The organism is Klebsiella sp. EMBS2024, from assembly GCF_036233805.1.
GTDB classification, from domain to species: domain Bacteria; phylum Pseudomonadota; class Gammaproteobacteria; order Enterobacterales; family Enterobacteriaceae; genus Klebsiella; species Klebsiella pneumoniae.
The window spans coordinates 3,531,819-3,545,593 of sequence record NZ_JAZARW010000001.1 but is presented as its reverse complement, the minus strand read 5'-3'; the positions used below and the strand labels follow the sequence as shown (position 1 = coordinate 3,545,593).

The window sequence follows — 13,775 nt, the reverse complement described above, 5'->3', positions numbered from 1 at the left end:
AAGGCTGCACGCTGTGCAGCGCAAGTTTGTTAATGATGAGGTTCGTGAATGCCCCGCAGTTTATGGTTCAAGGTTTTTGTTGTGCTGGCCGCCCTCTGGGCGCCGTTTAGTCAGGCCGACACCGGATGGCAGCCGATTCAGGAGACGATCCGCAAAAGCGAAAAAGATACGCGTCAGTATCAGGCGATCCGCCTTGATAACGACATGGTCGTGCTGCTGGTTTCCGATCCGCAGGCGGTGAAATCGCTGTCGGCGCTGGTGGTGCCGGTGGGATCCCTGCAGGATCCGGCAGATCATCAGGGGCTGGCGCATTTTCTGGAACATATGACGCTGATGGGGTCGCAAAAATATCCCCAGCCTGACAGCCTTGCAGAGTTTCTTAAGCTGCACGGCGGCAGCCATAACGCCAGTACCGCGCCCTACCGCACCGCGTTTTATCTTGAAGTGGAAAATGATGCGCTGGACGGGGCCGTAGATCGCCTGGCCGACGCCATCGCCGCGCCGCTGCTGGATAAAAAATATGCCGACCGCGAACGTAACGCGGTCAACGCCGAGCTGACGATGGCCCGGACGCGAGACGGGATGCGCATGGCCCAGGTCAGCGCGGAGACCATCAACCCGGCTCACCCGGCGGCCCACTTCTCGGGTGGCAACCTCGAGACGCTCAGCGATAAGCCCGGCAGCCCGGTGCTTGATGCGCTGCACACCTTCCGCGATAGCTGGTACTCCGCCAATCTGATGAAAGCGGTGATCTACAGCAACAAGCCGTTGCCGGCGCTGGCGCGCATGGCTGCGGACACCTTTGGCCGCGTGCCGAATCGTCAGATCAGCAGGCCGGAAATTACCGTCCCGGTGGTCACGGATGCGCAAAAAGGCATCATTATTCACTATGTGCCGGCGATGCCGCGTAAAGTGCTGCGCGTCGAGTTTCGCATCGACAACAACAGCGATCGCTTCCGCAGCAAAACCGATGAGCTGGTCACCTATCTTATCGGCAACCGCAGCCCGGGCACGCTCTCTGACTGGTTGCAAAAACAGGGTCTGGCGGAAGGTATCCGTGCCGATTCCGATCCGGTGGTAAACGGCAACAGCGGCGTACTGGCGATCTCAGCCACCCTCACCGACAAAGGCCTGGCGCACCGCGATGAAGTGACGGCGGCCATTTTCAGCTACCTCGACCTCCTGCGTACTCAGGGCATCGACAAACGCTATTTCGACGAACTGGCGCATGTGCTGGCGCTCGATTTCCGCTATCCGTCGATCAACCGCGACATGGACTACGTGGAATGGCTGGCGGACACCATGATCCGGGTGCCGGTCGAGCATGCGCTGGACGTAGTCAACATTGCCGACCAGTACGACCCGCAGGCGATCAAAGACCGGCTGGCGATGATGACCCCGCAGAACGCCCGCATCTGGTATATCAGCCCCCAGGAGCCGCATAACAAGACGGCCTACTTTGTCGATGCGCCGTATCAGGTGGATAAGATTAGCGAGCAGACGTTCGCTGACTGGCAGCACAAATCCCAGGCCATCCAGCTGCAGCTGCCGGCGCTCAACCCCTATATTCCGGATGACTTCACCCTTATCAAAAGCGATAAAGCCTGGCCGCATCCGCAGCTGATCCTTGATGAACCGACGCTGCGGGTGGTGTATGCCCCGAGCCAGTATTTTGCCAGCGAGCCGAAGGCGGACATCTCCCTGGTGCTGCGTAATCCCCAGGCGATGGACAGCGCTCGCCGGCAGGTGATGTTTGCCCTCAACGATTATCTCGCCGGCATCGCCCTCGACCAGCTCAGTAACCAGGCGGCGGTCGGCGGCATTTCGTTCTCTACCGGCGCTAATAACGGATTAATGGTCAATGCCAACGGCTATACCCAGCATCTTCCGGCGCTGTTCAGCGATCTGTTGCAGGGATACTTCAGCTATACGCCGACCGAGGAGCAGCTGGAGCAGGCCAAATCCTGGTATGCGCAGATGATGGATTCCGCCGAGAAAGGCAAAGCCTACGATCAGGCGATAATGCCGATCCAGATGGTCTCGCAGGTGCCGTACTTCCAGCGCGAAGTGCGCCGGGCGCTGCTGCCCTCCATCACTCTTAAAGAGGTGCTCGACTACCGCGCCAACCTGAAAACCAGGGGGCGTCCTGAACTGATGGTGATCGGCAATATGACCGCCGATGCCGCCACGACCCTGGCCCGCCAGATCCAGCAGCAGCTGGGCGCCGACGGCAACGAATGGTGCCGTAATAAAGACGTGGTGGTGAACCGGCAGCAGCTGGCGATCTTCAACAAAGCGGGCAACAGCACCGACTCCGCGCTGGCCGCGGTGTTCGCGCCGCCCAATGTGGATGAGTTCAGCAGCACCGCCGCCAGCACCCTGCTGGGACAGATTATTCAGCCGTGGTTCTACAACCAGCTGCGTACCGAAGAGCAGCTCGGCTACGCGGTCTTTGCCTTCCCGATGAACGTGGGGCGACAGTGGGGCATGGGCTTCCTGCTGCAGAGTAGCGATAAGCAGCCGGCCTTCCTCTGGCAGCGGTTCCAGGCCTTCTTCCCCACCGCGGAGGCGAAGCTGCGGGCGATGAAGCCGGAAGAGTTTGCTCAGCTCCAGCAGGCGGTGATAAGCCAGATGCTGCAGGCGCCGCAGACGCTGGGCGATGAAGCCTCGAAACTGAGCAAAGATTTCGATCGCGGTAATATGCGTTTTGATTCACGTGATAAAGTAGTGGCTCAGATTAAACTGCTGACGCCGCAAAAACTTGCCGACTTCTTCCATCAGACGGTGGTGGATCCGCAGGGCATGACGATCTTGTCCCAGATTTCCGGTAGCCAGAATGGCAAAGCGGACTATGCCCAGCCGAAAGGCGGCAAAGTGTGGGAAAACGTCAGCGCATTGCAGCAATCCTTACCCCTGATGCGAGAGAATGAATGACCGACACCGCTGAGTCTTTGGATCCCCTGCGCTTGCCCCTGATCGGCGAGCGCCTGATAGAAGCCTCTGCGGGCACCGGAAAAACCTTTACCATCGCCGCGCTGTATCTGCGGCTGCTGTTGGGGCTGGGCGGTGAGGCCGCCTATCCCCGCGCCATCAGCGTTGAAGAACTGCTGGTGGTGACCTTTACCGAGGCGGCGACCGAAGAGCTGCGCGGCCGTATCCGCAGCAACATCCACGAACTGCGCATCGCCTGCCTGCGCGGCGAATCCGACAATCCGCTCTACAGCGCGTTGTTGGCGGAGATCGCCGATAAAGACGACGCCGCGAAGACGCTGCTGCTGGCTGAACGGCAGATGGACGAGGCGGCGGTATTCACCATCCACGGCTTTTGCCAACGGATGCTGAGCCTTAACGCCTTCGAGTCGGGCATGCTGTTCGAGCAACAGCTGATCGAGGATGAATCCCGCCTGCGCTATCAGGCCTGCGCCGATTTCTGGCGCCGCCACTGCTATCCCCTGACCCGCGATATCGCGGCGGTGATCCACGACGTCTGGAAAGGGCCGCGCGATCTGCTGAAGTCCCTTGACCGCTGGCTGCAGGGCGAAGCGCCGCAACTTAAGTCGCCGCCAGCCCCTAACGAGACGCTGGCCGAACGCCATCAGCAGATCATCGCCCGCATTGACTCGCTCAAGCAGCAGTGGCGCGAGCAGGTGGGCGAGATCGAAGGCGTGCTGGAAAATTCCGGCCTTGACCGGCGGAAGTTTAATCGCGGCAACCAGGGCAAGTGGATGGAGAAAGTGAACGCCTGGGCGCAGGAAGAGACGTTAAGCTACCAACTGCCCGACGCGCTGGAGAAATTTGCCCAGTCGTTTCTGCTCGAGCGCACCAAAGCCGGTGGCGAACCGCCGGTGCATCCCCTGTTTAGCGCCGTAGAGTCGTTGCTGGCCTCCTCGCTGACGCTCACCGATCTGGTGCTGGCGAGAGCGATGGTCGAGATCCGCGATGCGGTCGCCCGCGAAAAGCGCCGCCGCGGCGAGCTGGGGTTTGACGATATGCTCAGCCGGCTTGACGAGGCGCTGCGCGGCGACAGCGGCGAGACGCTGGCCAGCGCCATTCGCCAGCGTTTTCCGGTGGCGATGATCGATGAATTTCAGGACACCGACCCTCAGCAGTACCGGATTTTTCGCCGCATCTGGCGCCGGCAGCCGGAGACGGCTCTGCTGCTGATCGGCGATCCGAAGCAGGCCATCTACGCCTTTCGCGGCGCCGATATCTTTACCTATATGAAAGCGCGCGGCGACGTTGCCGCGCACTACACCCTCGATACCAACTGGCGCTCCTCGCCGGGCATGGTGGGCAGCGTCAATCGGCTGTTCAGCCTCAGCGATAACCCCTTCATGTTCCACGAGATCCCGTTCCTGCCGGTGAAGGCGGCGGCGAAGAACAAGGGGCTGCGCTTTACCGTTGACGCGGCGGACGTACCGGCGATGAACGTCTGGCTGATGCCCGGCGACACTGTCGGGTCTGGCGATTATCAGACCTTTATGGCGCAGCTCTGCGCCACGCAGATCCGCGACTGGCTGAGCGCCGGTCAGCAGGGGCGCGCGCTGCTGTGGCGCGGGGAAACCTCGCGCCCGGTACAGGCTTCGGATATTACCGTGCTGGTGCGCAACCGGCTGGAGGCGGCGCAGGTGCGTGAAGCGCTGCAGACGCTGGGCATTCCCTCAGTCTACCTCTCTAACCGCGACAGCGTTTTTGAGACGCTTGAGGCCCAGGAGCTGCTCTGGCTGCTGCAGGCGGTGCTGGCCCCGGAGCGGGAAAATACCCTGCGCAGCGCGCTGGCGACGTCGATGTTTGGCCTGACCGCGCTGGATATTGAAAACCTGAACCAGGACGAGCAGGCGTGGGACGCGCTGGTGGAAGAGTTCAGCGAATACCGCCAGATTTGGCGGCAGCGCGGGGTGATGCCGATGCTGCGGGCGCTGATGACGGCCCGACATATCGCCGAGAATCTCCTGGCGACCCGCGGTGGCGAGCGGCGTTTAACCGACATTCTGCACATCAGCGAACTGCTGCAGGAGGCGGCCAGCCAGCTGGAAAGCGAGCATGCCCTGGTGCGCTGGCTGGCGCAGCATATCGCCGAGCCGGACAGCAACGCCGCCAGCCAGCAGATGCGTCTCGAAAGCGATAAGCACCTGGTGCAAATTGTCACCATTCACAAGTCAAAAGGGCTGGAATACCCCCTGGTCTGGCTGCCGTTTATCGCCCGGTTTCGTAAACAGGACCAGGCGTTTTACCACGATCGCGAGACGTTCGCGGCGGTGCTGGATCTGGGCCAGGATGAGGCCAGCCTCGAGCTGGCGGAGGCGGAACGACTGGCGGAAGATCTGCGCCTGCTGTACGTGGCCCTGACCCGCGCGGTCTGGCACTGCAGCCTCGGCGTGGCGCCGCTCAGCAGCCGGAAATCTGGCAACAGCGATTTCCACCTCAGCGCGCTGGGACGGCTGCTGCAGGCGGGCGAAGCCATGGACGCCGCCGGGCTGGCTGCGCGGCTGGCGGACTTCTGTCATGGCGATATTGCATTACAGAGACCGGGCGAACTGGATCTCACCCCGTGGCAGGCGCCCGCGGCGACCATCCCGCGATTGTCGGCGCGCGAGCTGCAGCGCCGCATCGCCGACGACTGGCGGGTGACCAGTTACTCCGGACTGCAGCAGCATGGTTTCAGCGGCGGGCAGGATTTGCTGCCGCGTCTGGATGTTGATGCCGCCGGCGTCGGCGAAGTCGTGGAAGAGCCGCAGCTGACTCCGCACCAGTTCCCGCGCGGCGCCGCGCCGGGGACCTTCCTGCACAGCCTGTTTGAGGAGCTGGACTTCACCCAGCCGGTGCCGGAAGGGTGGATGGCGGAGAAGCTGCAGCTGAGCGGGTTTGACGCGCAGTGGGCGCCGGTGCTGACCGACTGGCTGGGGGGCGTGCTGAAGACCCGCCTGCCGGGGCCGGATATCGCGCTCAATCAGCTTGCGGCGCGGGATAAACAGGTGGAGATGGCATTTTACCTGCCCATCGCCCAGCTGCTGACGGCGGAGCGCCTTGACGCGCTTATCCGCCAGTACGATCCCCTCTCTGCCGACACGCCGCCGCTGGATTTCCGCCAGGTGCGCGGCATGCTGAAGGGCTTTATCGATCTGGTCTTCCGTCACGAAGGCCGTTATTACCTGCTGGATTACAAATCCAACTGGCTGGGGGAAGATCGCGAGGCCTACACCCGGCCGGCGATGGAGCAGGCGATGCGTGCCCACCGCTACGATCTACAGTATCAGCTGTATAGCCTGGCGCTGCACCGCTATCTGCGCCACCGGCTGGCCGATTATGACTATGACCGCCACTTCGGCGGCGTGATTTATCTTTTCCTGCGCGGCATGGACGGGCAGGAGGGGGGGCAGGGGATCTTCACCACCCGGCCGGTGCGACCGCTGATTGACGGTCTGGATCAGCTTTTTGCCGGAGAAACTCAGGAGGAGGCCTCATGACTTTCGAACAACTACTGCTGGCGGCGGTGGAGCAGCGTCTGCTGCGGCCGCTGGACGTCCAGTTTGCCCTGATGGTGGCGCAAAACGACCCGCCGGCGGTCAAGCTGGCGGCGGCCTTGCTGAGCCGGGATGCCGGCGAGGGGCACGTCTGTCTGCCGCTCTCGCGGTTGAGCGGCGACGAGGCGCTGAGCGGTAAAGCGGGGGAGATCCGCGATCGGCTGCTGGCCGAAGCCGGCGCGCCGGAGGACTGGCCCGCACTGCTGCTCGCGTCGTCGGCGGTGAGCTGCGGCGATGCTCCGGCGCCGATGATTTTGTGCGGCGACCGGCTCTATCTCAACCGGATGTGGCGCAACGAGCTGACCGTCGCCCGCTTCTTCAATGAAGCCAACCGGGTGCTGGAGATGGATGAGGCCCGGCTGGCGTCAACCCTGAATGCCCTGTTCCCTGCCACCGGCGAAACCGACTGGCAAAAAGTGGCCGCGGCGGTGGCGCTGACCCGCCGCATCTCAGTGATCTCCGGCGGTCCCGGGACCGGGAAGACCACCACCGTGGCGAAGCTTCTGGCGGCGCTGATCCAGATCGAAGACAGCCCGCGCTGTCGTATTCGCCTGGCGGCGCCAACCGGGAAAGCGGCGGCGCGTCTGACCGAATCGCTGGGCGCGGCGCTGAGAAAATTGCCGCTGACCGACGCGCAGAAAGCGTTGATTCCCACCGAGGCCAGCACGCTGCATCGTCTGCTGGGCGCCCAGCCAGGCAGCCAGCGGATGCGCTATCACGCCGGCAACCCGCTGCATCTGGACGTGCTGGTGGTGGATGAAGCCTCGATGATCGACCTGCCGATGATGTCGCGGCTTATCGACGCGCTGCCGGCCCACGGGCGGGTGATTTTCCTCGGCGATCGCGACCAGCTGGCCTCCGTAGAAGCGGGGGCGGTGCTGGGGGATATCTGCGCCTGGGCGAGTTCGGGCTATACCGCCGCGCGGGCGCAGGAGCTGACCCGGCTGACCGGTTCGCCGGTGCCGGCGGGCGAGGGGGCTATCGCGGGCGCGCTGAGAGACAGTTTGTGCCTGCTGCAAAAGAGCTATCGCTTCGGTAGTCACTCCGGCATCGGGAGCCTGGCGCGGGCGGTGAACGCTGGCGCGCGCGCGGAGGTGAAGGCCACGCTGGGCCAGCCGTTTGACGATATCGCGCTTCATCCCCTCAGCACGACCGAAGAGTACGAAGCCATGCTCGGCGCGGCTCAGCAGGGCTATGAGCGCTACCTGCAGCTGCGCCGCGAGCGGGCCGAACCGCAGGCCATGCTGGCCGCTTTCAGCGAATTCCAGCTGCTGTGCGCGCTGCGCGAGGGGCCGTACGGCGTGAGCGGCGTCAATGAGCGGCTGGAGCAGCGGCTCAACCGACAGCGGGCGATCGCCCTGCCGCGCCACTCTCGCTGGTATGATGGCCGACCGATCATGATATCGCGCAACGACAGCGCGCTGGGGCTGTTTAACGGCGATATCGGCATCGCCCTGGAGCGCAACGGCGAGCTGCGGGTGTGGTTCCTGATGCCCGACGGCGCCATCAAGTCGGTGCAGCCGAGCCGTCTGCCGGAGCATGATACCGCCTGGGCGATGACCGTGCATAAATCGCAGGGCTCGGAGTTCGAACACGCGGCGCTGATCCTGCCGGCGCGCAGCGTCCCGCTGGTGACCCGCGAACTGGTCTACACGGCGATCACCCGCGCGAAACGGCGGTTGTCGCTCTATGCCGACGAGCAGGTGCTCTCCCAGGCCATTGTGACGCGCACCGAACGGCGCAGCGGCCTGGCGGAGATTTTCGCCGGGCGCGAAGCCCCCTGAGACGCCGGGTCCGGGCGATGGAAAATGCTGCAGCCGTTGCCCGGGCTGGCGGAAAAATCAGTAACTGAAGAACAGAGGGATAAGCCAGAGCGCCGAGATCGAGTTCATGGCGAAAAAGCGGACTGCTGCGCCGCCGGCCAGCGGTGGGGTGGAACAGCGGGCACAAAAAATCACCAGCGAGGAGATGAGAAGATTCATGCCGGACGTCAGGGCCAGCAGAAATAATATCGCGATGGCGGCGCCGAGCGCGGCATAGCCATGCTGATGATGGCGCTGGTTATCCCAGAGGAGCAGTATCATCAGCAACCACGGATAGAGGGCGACCGCGGTGGTAATGAGATTAATATGTCTGACCAGCCAGTTCGGTTTGGGTTCCATTCTTTAAGCGATCCTTACAGGGCGGGTGGCGGCCGCGGCGCCAGTCGACGTCCTGTCGACAGCCAATAGCATATCGGTGAGCCAGCGAGAAAGAAATGGCCTGCGCGGAAACCAGGAATTTCGCCCGCGTGCGTACGCCAGGCTGGCGGGAAGAGGGGCGGGAGACCGGCCGGGGATAAAGCGATAAGCGTCGCGCTATCCCGGGCCGTTAGATAGAGAGGAGAAGGGCTTAAGCGAGGTCGGCCATCAGCACCTTCGACCGGCGCTGATAGTTATACATCTGCTTTTTACTCTCCGGCAGCAGGTCGATATCCACCGGCGTGAAGCCGCGCTCCTGGAACCAGTGGATGCTGCGGGTGGTTAACACGAACAGCTTGCTCAGTCCCATCTGCCTGGCCTGAGCGGCAATACGCTCCAGCAGCACCTCTCCCCGCGACGAGCTCCGGTAATCCGGATGCACCGCCACGCAGGCCATTTCGCCGATCTTCTCTTCCGGGAAAGGATAGAGGGCGGCGCAGGCGATGGTGGTGTTATCGCGCTGAATAATGGTGAATTTGTCGATCTCCATCTCCAGCTGTTCGCGGGAACGGCGTACCAGAATGCCCTGCTGCTCGAGCGGGCTTATCAGCTCAAGAATACCGCCGATATCATTGATGGTCGCCCGACGGATCTGCTCCGCGCTCTCCATGACGATCTGGGTGCCGATGCCGTCGCGTGAAAACAGCTCCTGCAGCAGCGCGCCATTTTCCTGATAGCTGATCAGGTGGCAGCGCCGTACGCCGCTGCGGCAGGCCTTCACCGCCCCGCGCAGGAAGCGCACGGTGCCGGAGTTATAGTCTTCGTCTGCTTCCAGCTCTTCGACGCGGGCTTGCGCCTCATTAGGGAACAGTTCGGAGACAATTTCCCCGGCCTGGTTGTAAACCCCTTGCGACGAACAGAAGCCGATCATTTTCTCCGCCTTCAGCTTGATGGCCAGCTGGGTAGCGATCTCTTCCGAAGTCAGGTTAAAGCTCTCGCCGGTGACCGACACCGCGACCGGCCCCATCAGGACAATGGCGCCGCTGTCGAGCTGACGATGAATCGCCTCTTCGTCAATGCGGCGAATGCGTCCGCTGTGGCAATAATCGACGCCGTCATCGACGCCCAGCGGCTGGGCAATGATAAAGTTGCCGCTGACAACGTTGATATGGGCCCCCTGCAGCGGGGTGTTGTTGAGGCTCATCGACAGACGGGCGGTGATCTCCAGCTGCAGCATCCCCGCCGCCTGCTTAACCAGCTCCAGCGTTTTGGCGTCAGTCACTCGCGTCTGCTTGTGATAGACCGGCTCGTGATGGTGCTCGGCGAGGTTAGCGTCAATCTGCGGGCGGGCGCCATAGACCACCACCAGGCGAATGCCCAGGCTATGCAATAATCCTATGTCATTGACAATATTTGAGAAATTTTCATGCTCAATGGCTTCGCCGCCCAGCATGATGACAAACGTTTTTCCCCGATGGGCATTAATATAGGGAACAGAATGGCGGAATCCTTCTACCAGTTCAGTGCGACGTTCCTTCACCATGACAAACCCTCAATGCATGATTATTCGTAATTATTGTATTTTTATTCTGTTTTGCCGTTAAACGCAAGCCCCAATTTGAGGCTAAGCCGCGAAAAACATGTGACCCGGCGCAGGGTGTCAATGAATGTTTACCCTTTTATAGATGACAGGTTATATGCCTTTCGTTAAAGTTTCTGGTCAATCTGTTTGTTTTGGGTATAAATGCGTTTTTATTGCTTGGGAGTGGCATGTCGGGAAACAACTCTGGATTAAGCCGTCGCCGTTTATTGCAGGGGGCGGGCGCCATGTGGTTAATGAGCGTGAGCCCTGTTGGGCTGGCCGCCGCCGCGCGGGTGGTCGCTGTTCGCGTCTGGCCAGCATCGACCTACACCCGCGTCACGGTGGAATCGAATCATGTGCTGAAATACCGGCAGTTTGCCCTCAGTAATCCGGAACGGGTAGTGGTCGATCTGGAGGGGGTTAACCTGAACTCGGTACTGAAGGGCATGGGGGGCCAGATCCGCGCTGACGATCCCTTTATTAAGTCCGCCCGGGTGGGCCAGTTTGATCCGCAAACCGTGCGCATGGTCTTCGAACTCAAGCAGAACGTTAAGCCGCAGCTGTTTGCCCTCGCGCCGGTGGCCGGCTTTAAAGAGCGTCTGGTGATGGATCTCTACCCCGCCAACGCTACCGATGTTCAGGATCCGCTGCTGGCGCTGCTCGAGGATTACAACAAAGGCGATCTGGAGCGGCAGGTGCCGCCGGCGCAAAGCGGGCCGCAGCCGGGCAAAGCCGGGCGCGACCGGCCGATTGTCATCATGCTCGATCCCGGGCACGGCGGCGAAGACTCCGGTGCCGTGGGGAAGTATCGCACCCGCGAGAAAGATGTGGTGCTACAGATCGCCCGTCGCCTGCGGGCGCTGATCGACAAAGAAGGCAATATGAAGGCCTATATGACCCGCAACGAAGACGTGTTTATCCCGTTGAAAGTGCGTGTCGCCAAGGCGCAGAAGCAGCGCGCCGACCTGTTCGTGTCGATTCACGCCGACGCCTTTACCAGCCGCCAGCCCAGCGGCTCTTCGGTGTTTGCCCTCTCCACCAAGGGGGCCACCAGTACCGCGGCAAAATATCTCGCCCAGACGCAGAACGCCTCGGATCTGATCGGTGGGGTCAGCAAGAGCGGCGACCGCTATGTCGACCACACCATGTTCGATATGGTGCAGTCCCTCACCATCGCCGACAGCCTCAAATTCGGAAAGGCGGTGCTGGAGAAAATGGGCAATATCAATAATTTGCACAAGAATCGGGTAGAGCAGGCGGGCTTTGCGGTACTGAAGGCGCCTGATATCCCCTCCATTCTGGTGGAGACGGCGTTTATCAGTAACGTGGAAGAAGAGCGGAAACTGAAAACGGCCAAATTCCAGCAGGAGGTGGCCGAGTCGATCCTCGCCGGGATTAAAGCCTACTTCGCCGACGGCGCGACGCTGGCCCGCCGCGGATAACCACACAGGAAAGGGACATGGCCTTACTGAAAAGCGCCCATGGCGGCAATATCCGCGAGGCCGCCGCCCTGCTGGGCATAGCCCCCGGCGAGCTGCTGGATTTTAGCGCCAACATCAATCCGCTGGGGATGCCTGCCTCGCTCAGGCAGGCGATCGTTGACAACCCAGGCTGCGCCGAACGCTACCCTGACGTCGAGTATCAACAGCTGCATCAGGCGCTGGCTGCCCACCATCAGTTGCCGGCGGCGCATATCCTCGCCGGCAACGGCGAAACTGAATCGATCTTCACCCTCGTCCACGGCGTTAAGCCGCGGCGGGCGATGATCGTCATTCCCGGTTTTGCGGAGTACCGGCGGGCGCTGCAGACGGTGGACTGTGAGGTGGTGGAGTATGCCCTGCGGGAGCGCGATGGCTGGCAGCTGACCGACGCGATCCTCGATGCCCTGACTCCGGCGCTGGACTGCCTGTTTCTCTGCACCCCGAACAACCCCACCGGCCTGCTGCCGGAGCGGGGCCTGCTGGAAGCCATTGCGCAGCGCTGCCGGGCGCTGAACATCAGCCTGATCCTCGATGAGGCCTTCCTCGACTTTATCCCCGACCAGCCGGGGTTTATTCCTCTGCTGGCGCAGCATCCGCACGTCTGGGTTTTGCGATCGCTGACCAAATTTTATGCCATTCCGGGGCTGCGTCTCGGCTACCTGCTGAACGCTGATGCCCAGGCGGTGGCCCGACTGCGCGCGCGACAAATGCCGTGGTCCATCAACGCCTATGCCGCCCTGGCCGGGGAAATTATTCTCCAGGATCGGGCGTATCAGCGGGCCACCTGGCAGTGGCTGCAGGAGGAGGGAGCGCGTTTCTATGCGCAGCTGCAGGAGATGGCCGGGCTGACCGTGTGGCCCGGGCGTGCTAACTACCTGTTCTTGCGCTGCGACAGAGCCGATTTTGACCTGCAATATGCCCTGCTGCGCCAGCATGTGCTGATCCGCAGCTGCGCCAACTACCCGGGGCTGGATAGCCGCTATTTCCGGGTGGCGATCCGCAGCGCCGAGGAAAACGACCAGCTGCTGGCGGCGTTGCGCCGGGTGCTGGCCTGAGGCCTACTGCAGGATGACGCCCCCGGGCACCATTGCCAACAGATGCTGCTGCGGCCAGTGGGCGGCGATGTCGCTGTCTGCCAGCCGCCATTGCAGAAATTCGACGTCATGCCGACGGCGGTCCAGTAGCAGGCCGACGACGCTGCCGCTGTGCGCCACGTTGAGACCATAGAGCCCTGCGCTTTCCACCAGGTCCAGCAGCGCGTCAAACCCCGGCTTAGGCAACAGCTGCTGGCTGGCAATGGCGCTGATGGTCGCTGCTTCGCCCAGCAGCTGCGGGTTGCCGCAGTGGCAGGCCTGCTGTACTTTCTCCCACGCCAGCTGCAGCCGGGAGGCGTTTGCCAACAGGCCCGGCTCGCGCGGCAGCTGGTGATAGTCGGTGGTGCGCAGCGTCAGCGGGCTCTCCAGCACTAACAGGTCGAGCGCCGGCGGAGGGGGACAGGCGATTTGCGTGGCGGCGGTATTATGGTCGAACAGCGTCAGCTGGCGAAACAGGGTGCTGTCGGTAGGCTCCAGCGCGACGCACAGGCGCGCCAGCGTCGGCTCATCCAGTAGATGGCCCAGATGATGGGCGGTGGCGACGGCGGTGGCAGCGATATCGGCGGTGCTGCTGGCCATCCCTTTGGCCACCGGGATCGTTGAGTGCAGGGTGATGCGGATCTGCTGGCTCAGCGCTGGGGGGTAGCCCCAGTGGGCCAGCAGCTGGTCGACCATCGCCCGCGACAGCGGCCGCTCGTCTTTTCGCGGTACCCCGGTCTCGACCTCGACGGTGCTGTACCAGTCCACCGGACAGGAGACCAGCTTTTCGCTGCCGAGGATCCAGCCCTGGATAAGTTCTCCGCACGAGGCGGGACATTGTGCAACAGCCACGTTTTCACCTTTCCGCTTACCTTCGCCAGGGCGCATAGTGGCATGGCGACCCGCCGGTTACCATGATTCTCCGCAAGAGGAGG

General features: G+C 62.4%; 8 protein-coding genes. 5 read left to right on the top strand and 3 right to left on the bottom strand.

The features are described from left to right. The first annotated feature begins 48 nt into the window (after nucleotides 1–48). From ptrA to recD, 3 genes are read left to right on the top strand one after another with little or no spacing between them, the layout of a single operon-like run. Nucleotides 49–2,934 carry a pitrilysin gene (gene ptrA / locus VZP09_RS16270; protein ID WP_004181181.1) on the top strand — a complete coding sequence of 962 codons (2,886 nt, stop codon included), beginning with the start codon at nucleotides 49–51 and terminating at the stop codon, nucleotides 2,932–2,934. Then, complete coding sequence (recB, locus tag VZP09_RS16265) at nucleotides 2,931–6,467, top strand: exodeoxyribonuclease V subunit beta (RefSeq protein WP_004211883.1); 3,537 nt, start codon at nucleotides 2,931–2,933, stop codon at nucleotides 6,465–6,467. The genes ptrA and recB overlap by 4 nt, the downstream gene beginning before the upstream one ends. Beyond that, a complete protein-coding gene (gene recD, locus VZP09_RS16260) occupies nucleotides 6,464–8,308 on the top strand; it encodes an exodeoxyribonuclease V subunit alpha (RefSeq protein WP_023317253.1) in 1,845 nt (614 codons plus the stop codon). Before recB ends, recD begins: the two co-directional genes overlap by 4 nt. A 57-nt stretch (nucleotides 8,309–8,365) precedes the next feature. On the opposite strand, the gene VZP09_RS16255 is transcribed toward recD, so the two are convergent. Then, the gene (locus VZP09_RS16255) at nucleotides 8,366–8,686 is read right to left on the bottom strand and encodes a hypothetical protein (RefSeq protein WP_004185486.1); all 321 of its coding nucleotides are present in this window, start codon (nucleotides 8,684–8,686) and stop codon (nucleotides 8,366–8,368) included. A 229-nt stretch (nucleotides 8,687–8,915) separates the two neighbouring features. After that, complete coding sequence (argA, locus tag VZP09_RS16250) at nucleotides 8,916–10,247, bottom strand: amino-acid N-acetyltransferase (protein WP_004149616.1); 1,332 nt, start codon at nucleotides 10,245–10,247, stop codon at nucleotides 8,916–8,918. 227 nt (nucleotides 10,248–10,474) lie between these two features. Between argA and amiC the strand changes: the two genes are divergently transcribed. Both amiC and cobD read left to right on the top strand, forming a co-directional pair. Further along, complete coding sequence (gene amiC / locus VZP09_RS16245; RefSeq protein WP_004174538.1) at nucleotides 10,475–11,728, top strand: N-acetylmuramoyl-L-alanine amidase AmiC; 1,254 nt, start codon at nucleotides 10,475–10,477, stop codon at nucleotides 11,726–11,728. A gap of 17 nt (nucleotides 11,729–11,745) precedes the next feature. Beyond that, nucleotides 11,746–12,822: a threonine-phosphate decarboxylase CobD gene (gene cobD, locus VZP09_RS16240; RefSeq protein WP_328795284.1), complete on the top strand. Its 1,077-nt coding sequence runs from the start codon at nucleotides 11,746–11,748 to the stop codon at nucleotides 12,820–12,822. Between the two features lie 3 nt (nucleotides 12,823–12,825). Here cobD and VZP09_RS16235 read toward each other — a convergent pair whose 3' ends face one another. After that, nucleotides 12,826–13,692, bottom strand: a complete 867-nt coding sequence (locus VZP09_RS16235; protein ID WP_004193729.1) for a GHMP family kinase ATP-binding protein — start codon at nucleotides 13,690–13,692, stop codon at nucleotides 12,826–12,828. Nucleotides 13,693–13,775 lie beyond the last annotated feature (83 nt).

Coding starts and splice junctions, on each gene's coding strand:
- recD (WP_023317253.1), top strand. CDS start 6,464: ATGACTTTCGAACAACTACTGCTGGCGGCGGTGGAGCAGCGTCTGCTG.
- amiC (WP_004174538.1), top strand. CDS start 10,475: ATGTCGGGAAACAACTCTGGATTAAGCCGTCGCCGTTTATTGCAGGGG.
- cobD (WP_328795284.1), top strand. CDS start 11,746: ATGGCCTTACTGAAAAGCGCCCATGGCGGCAATATCCGCGAGGCCGCC.
- recB (WP_004211883.1), top strand. CDS start 2,931: ATGACCGACACCGCTGAGTCTTTGGATCCCCTGCGCTTGCCCCTGATC.
- argA (WP_004149616.1), bottom strand. CDS start 10,247: ATGGTGAAGGAACGTCGCACTGAACTGGTAGAAGGATTCCGCCATTCT.
- VZP09_RS16255 (WP_004185486.1), bottom strand. CDS start 8,686: ATGGAACCCAAACCGAACTGGCTGGTCAGACATATTAATCTCATTACC.
- ptrA (WP_004181181.1), top strand. CDS start 49: ATGCCCCGCAGTTTATGGTTCAAGGTTTTTGTTGTGCTGGCCGCCCTC.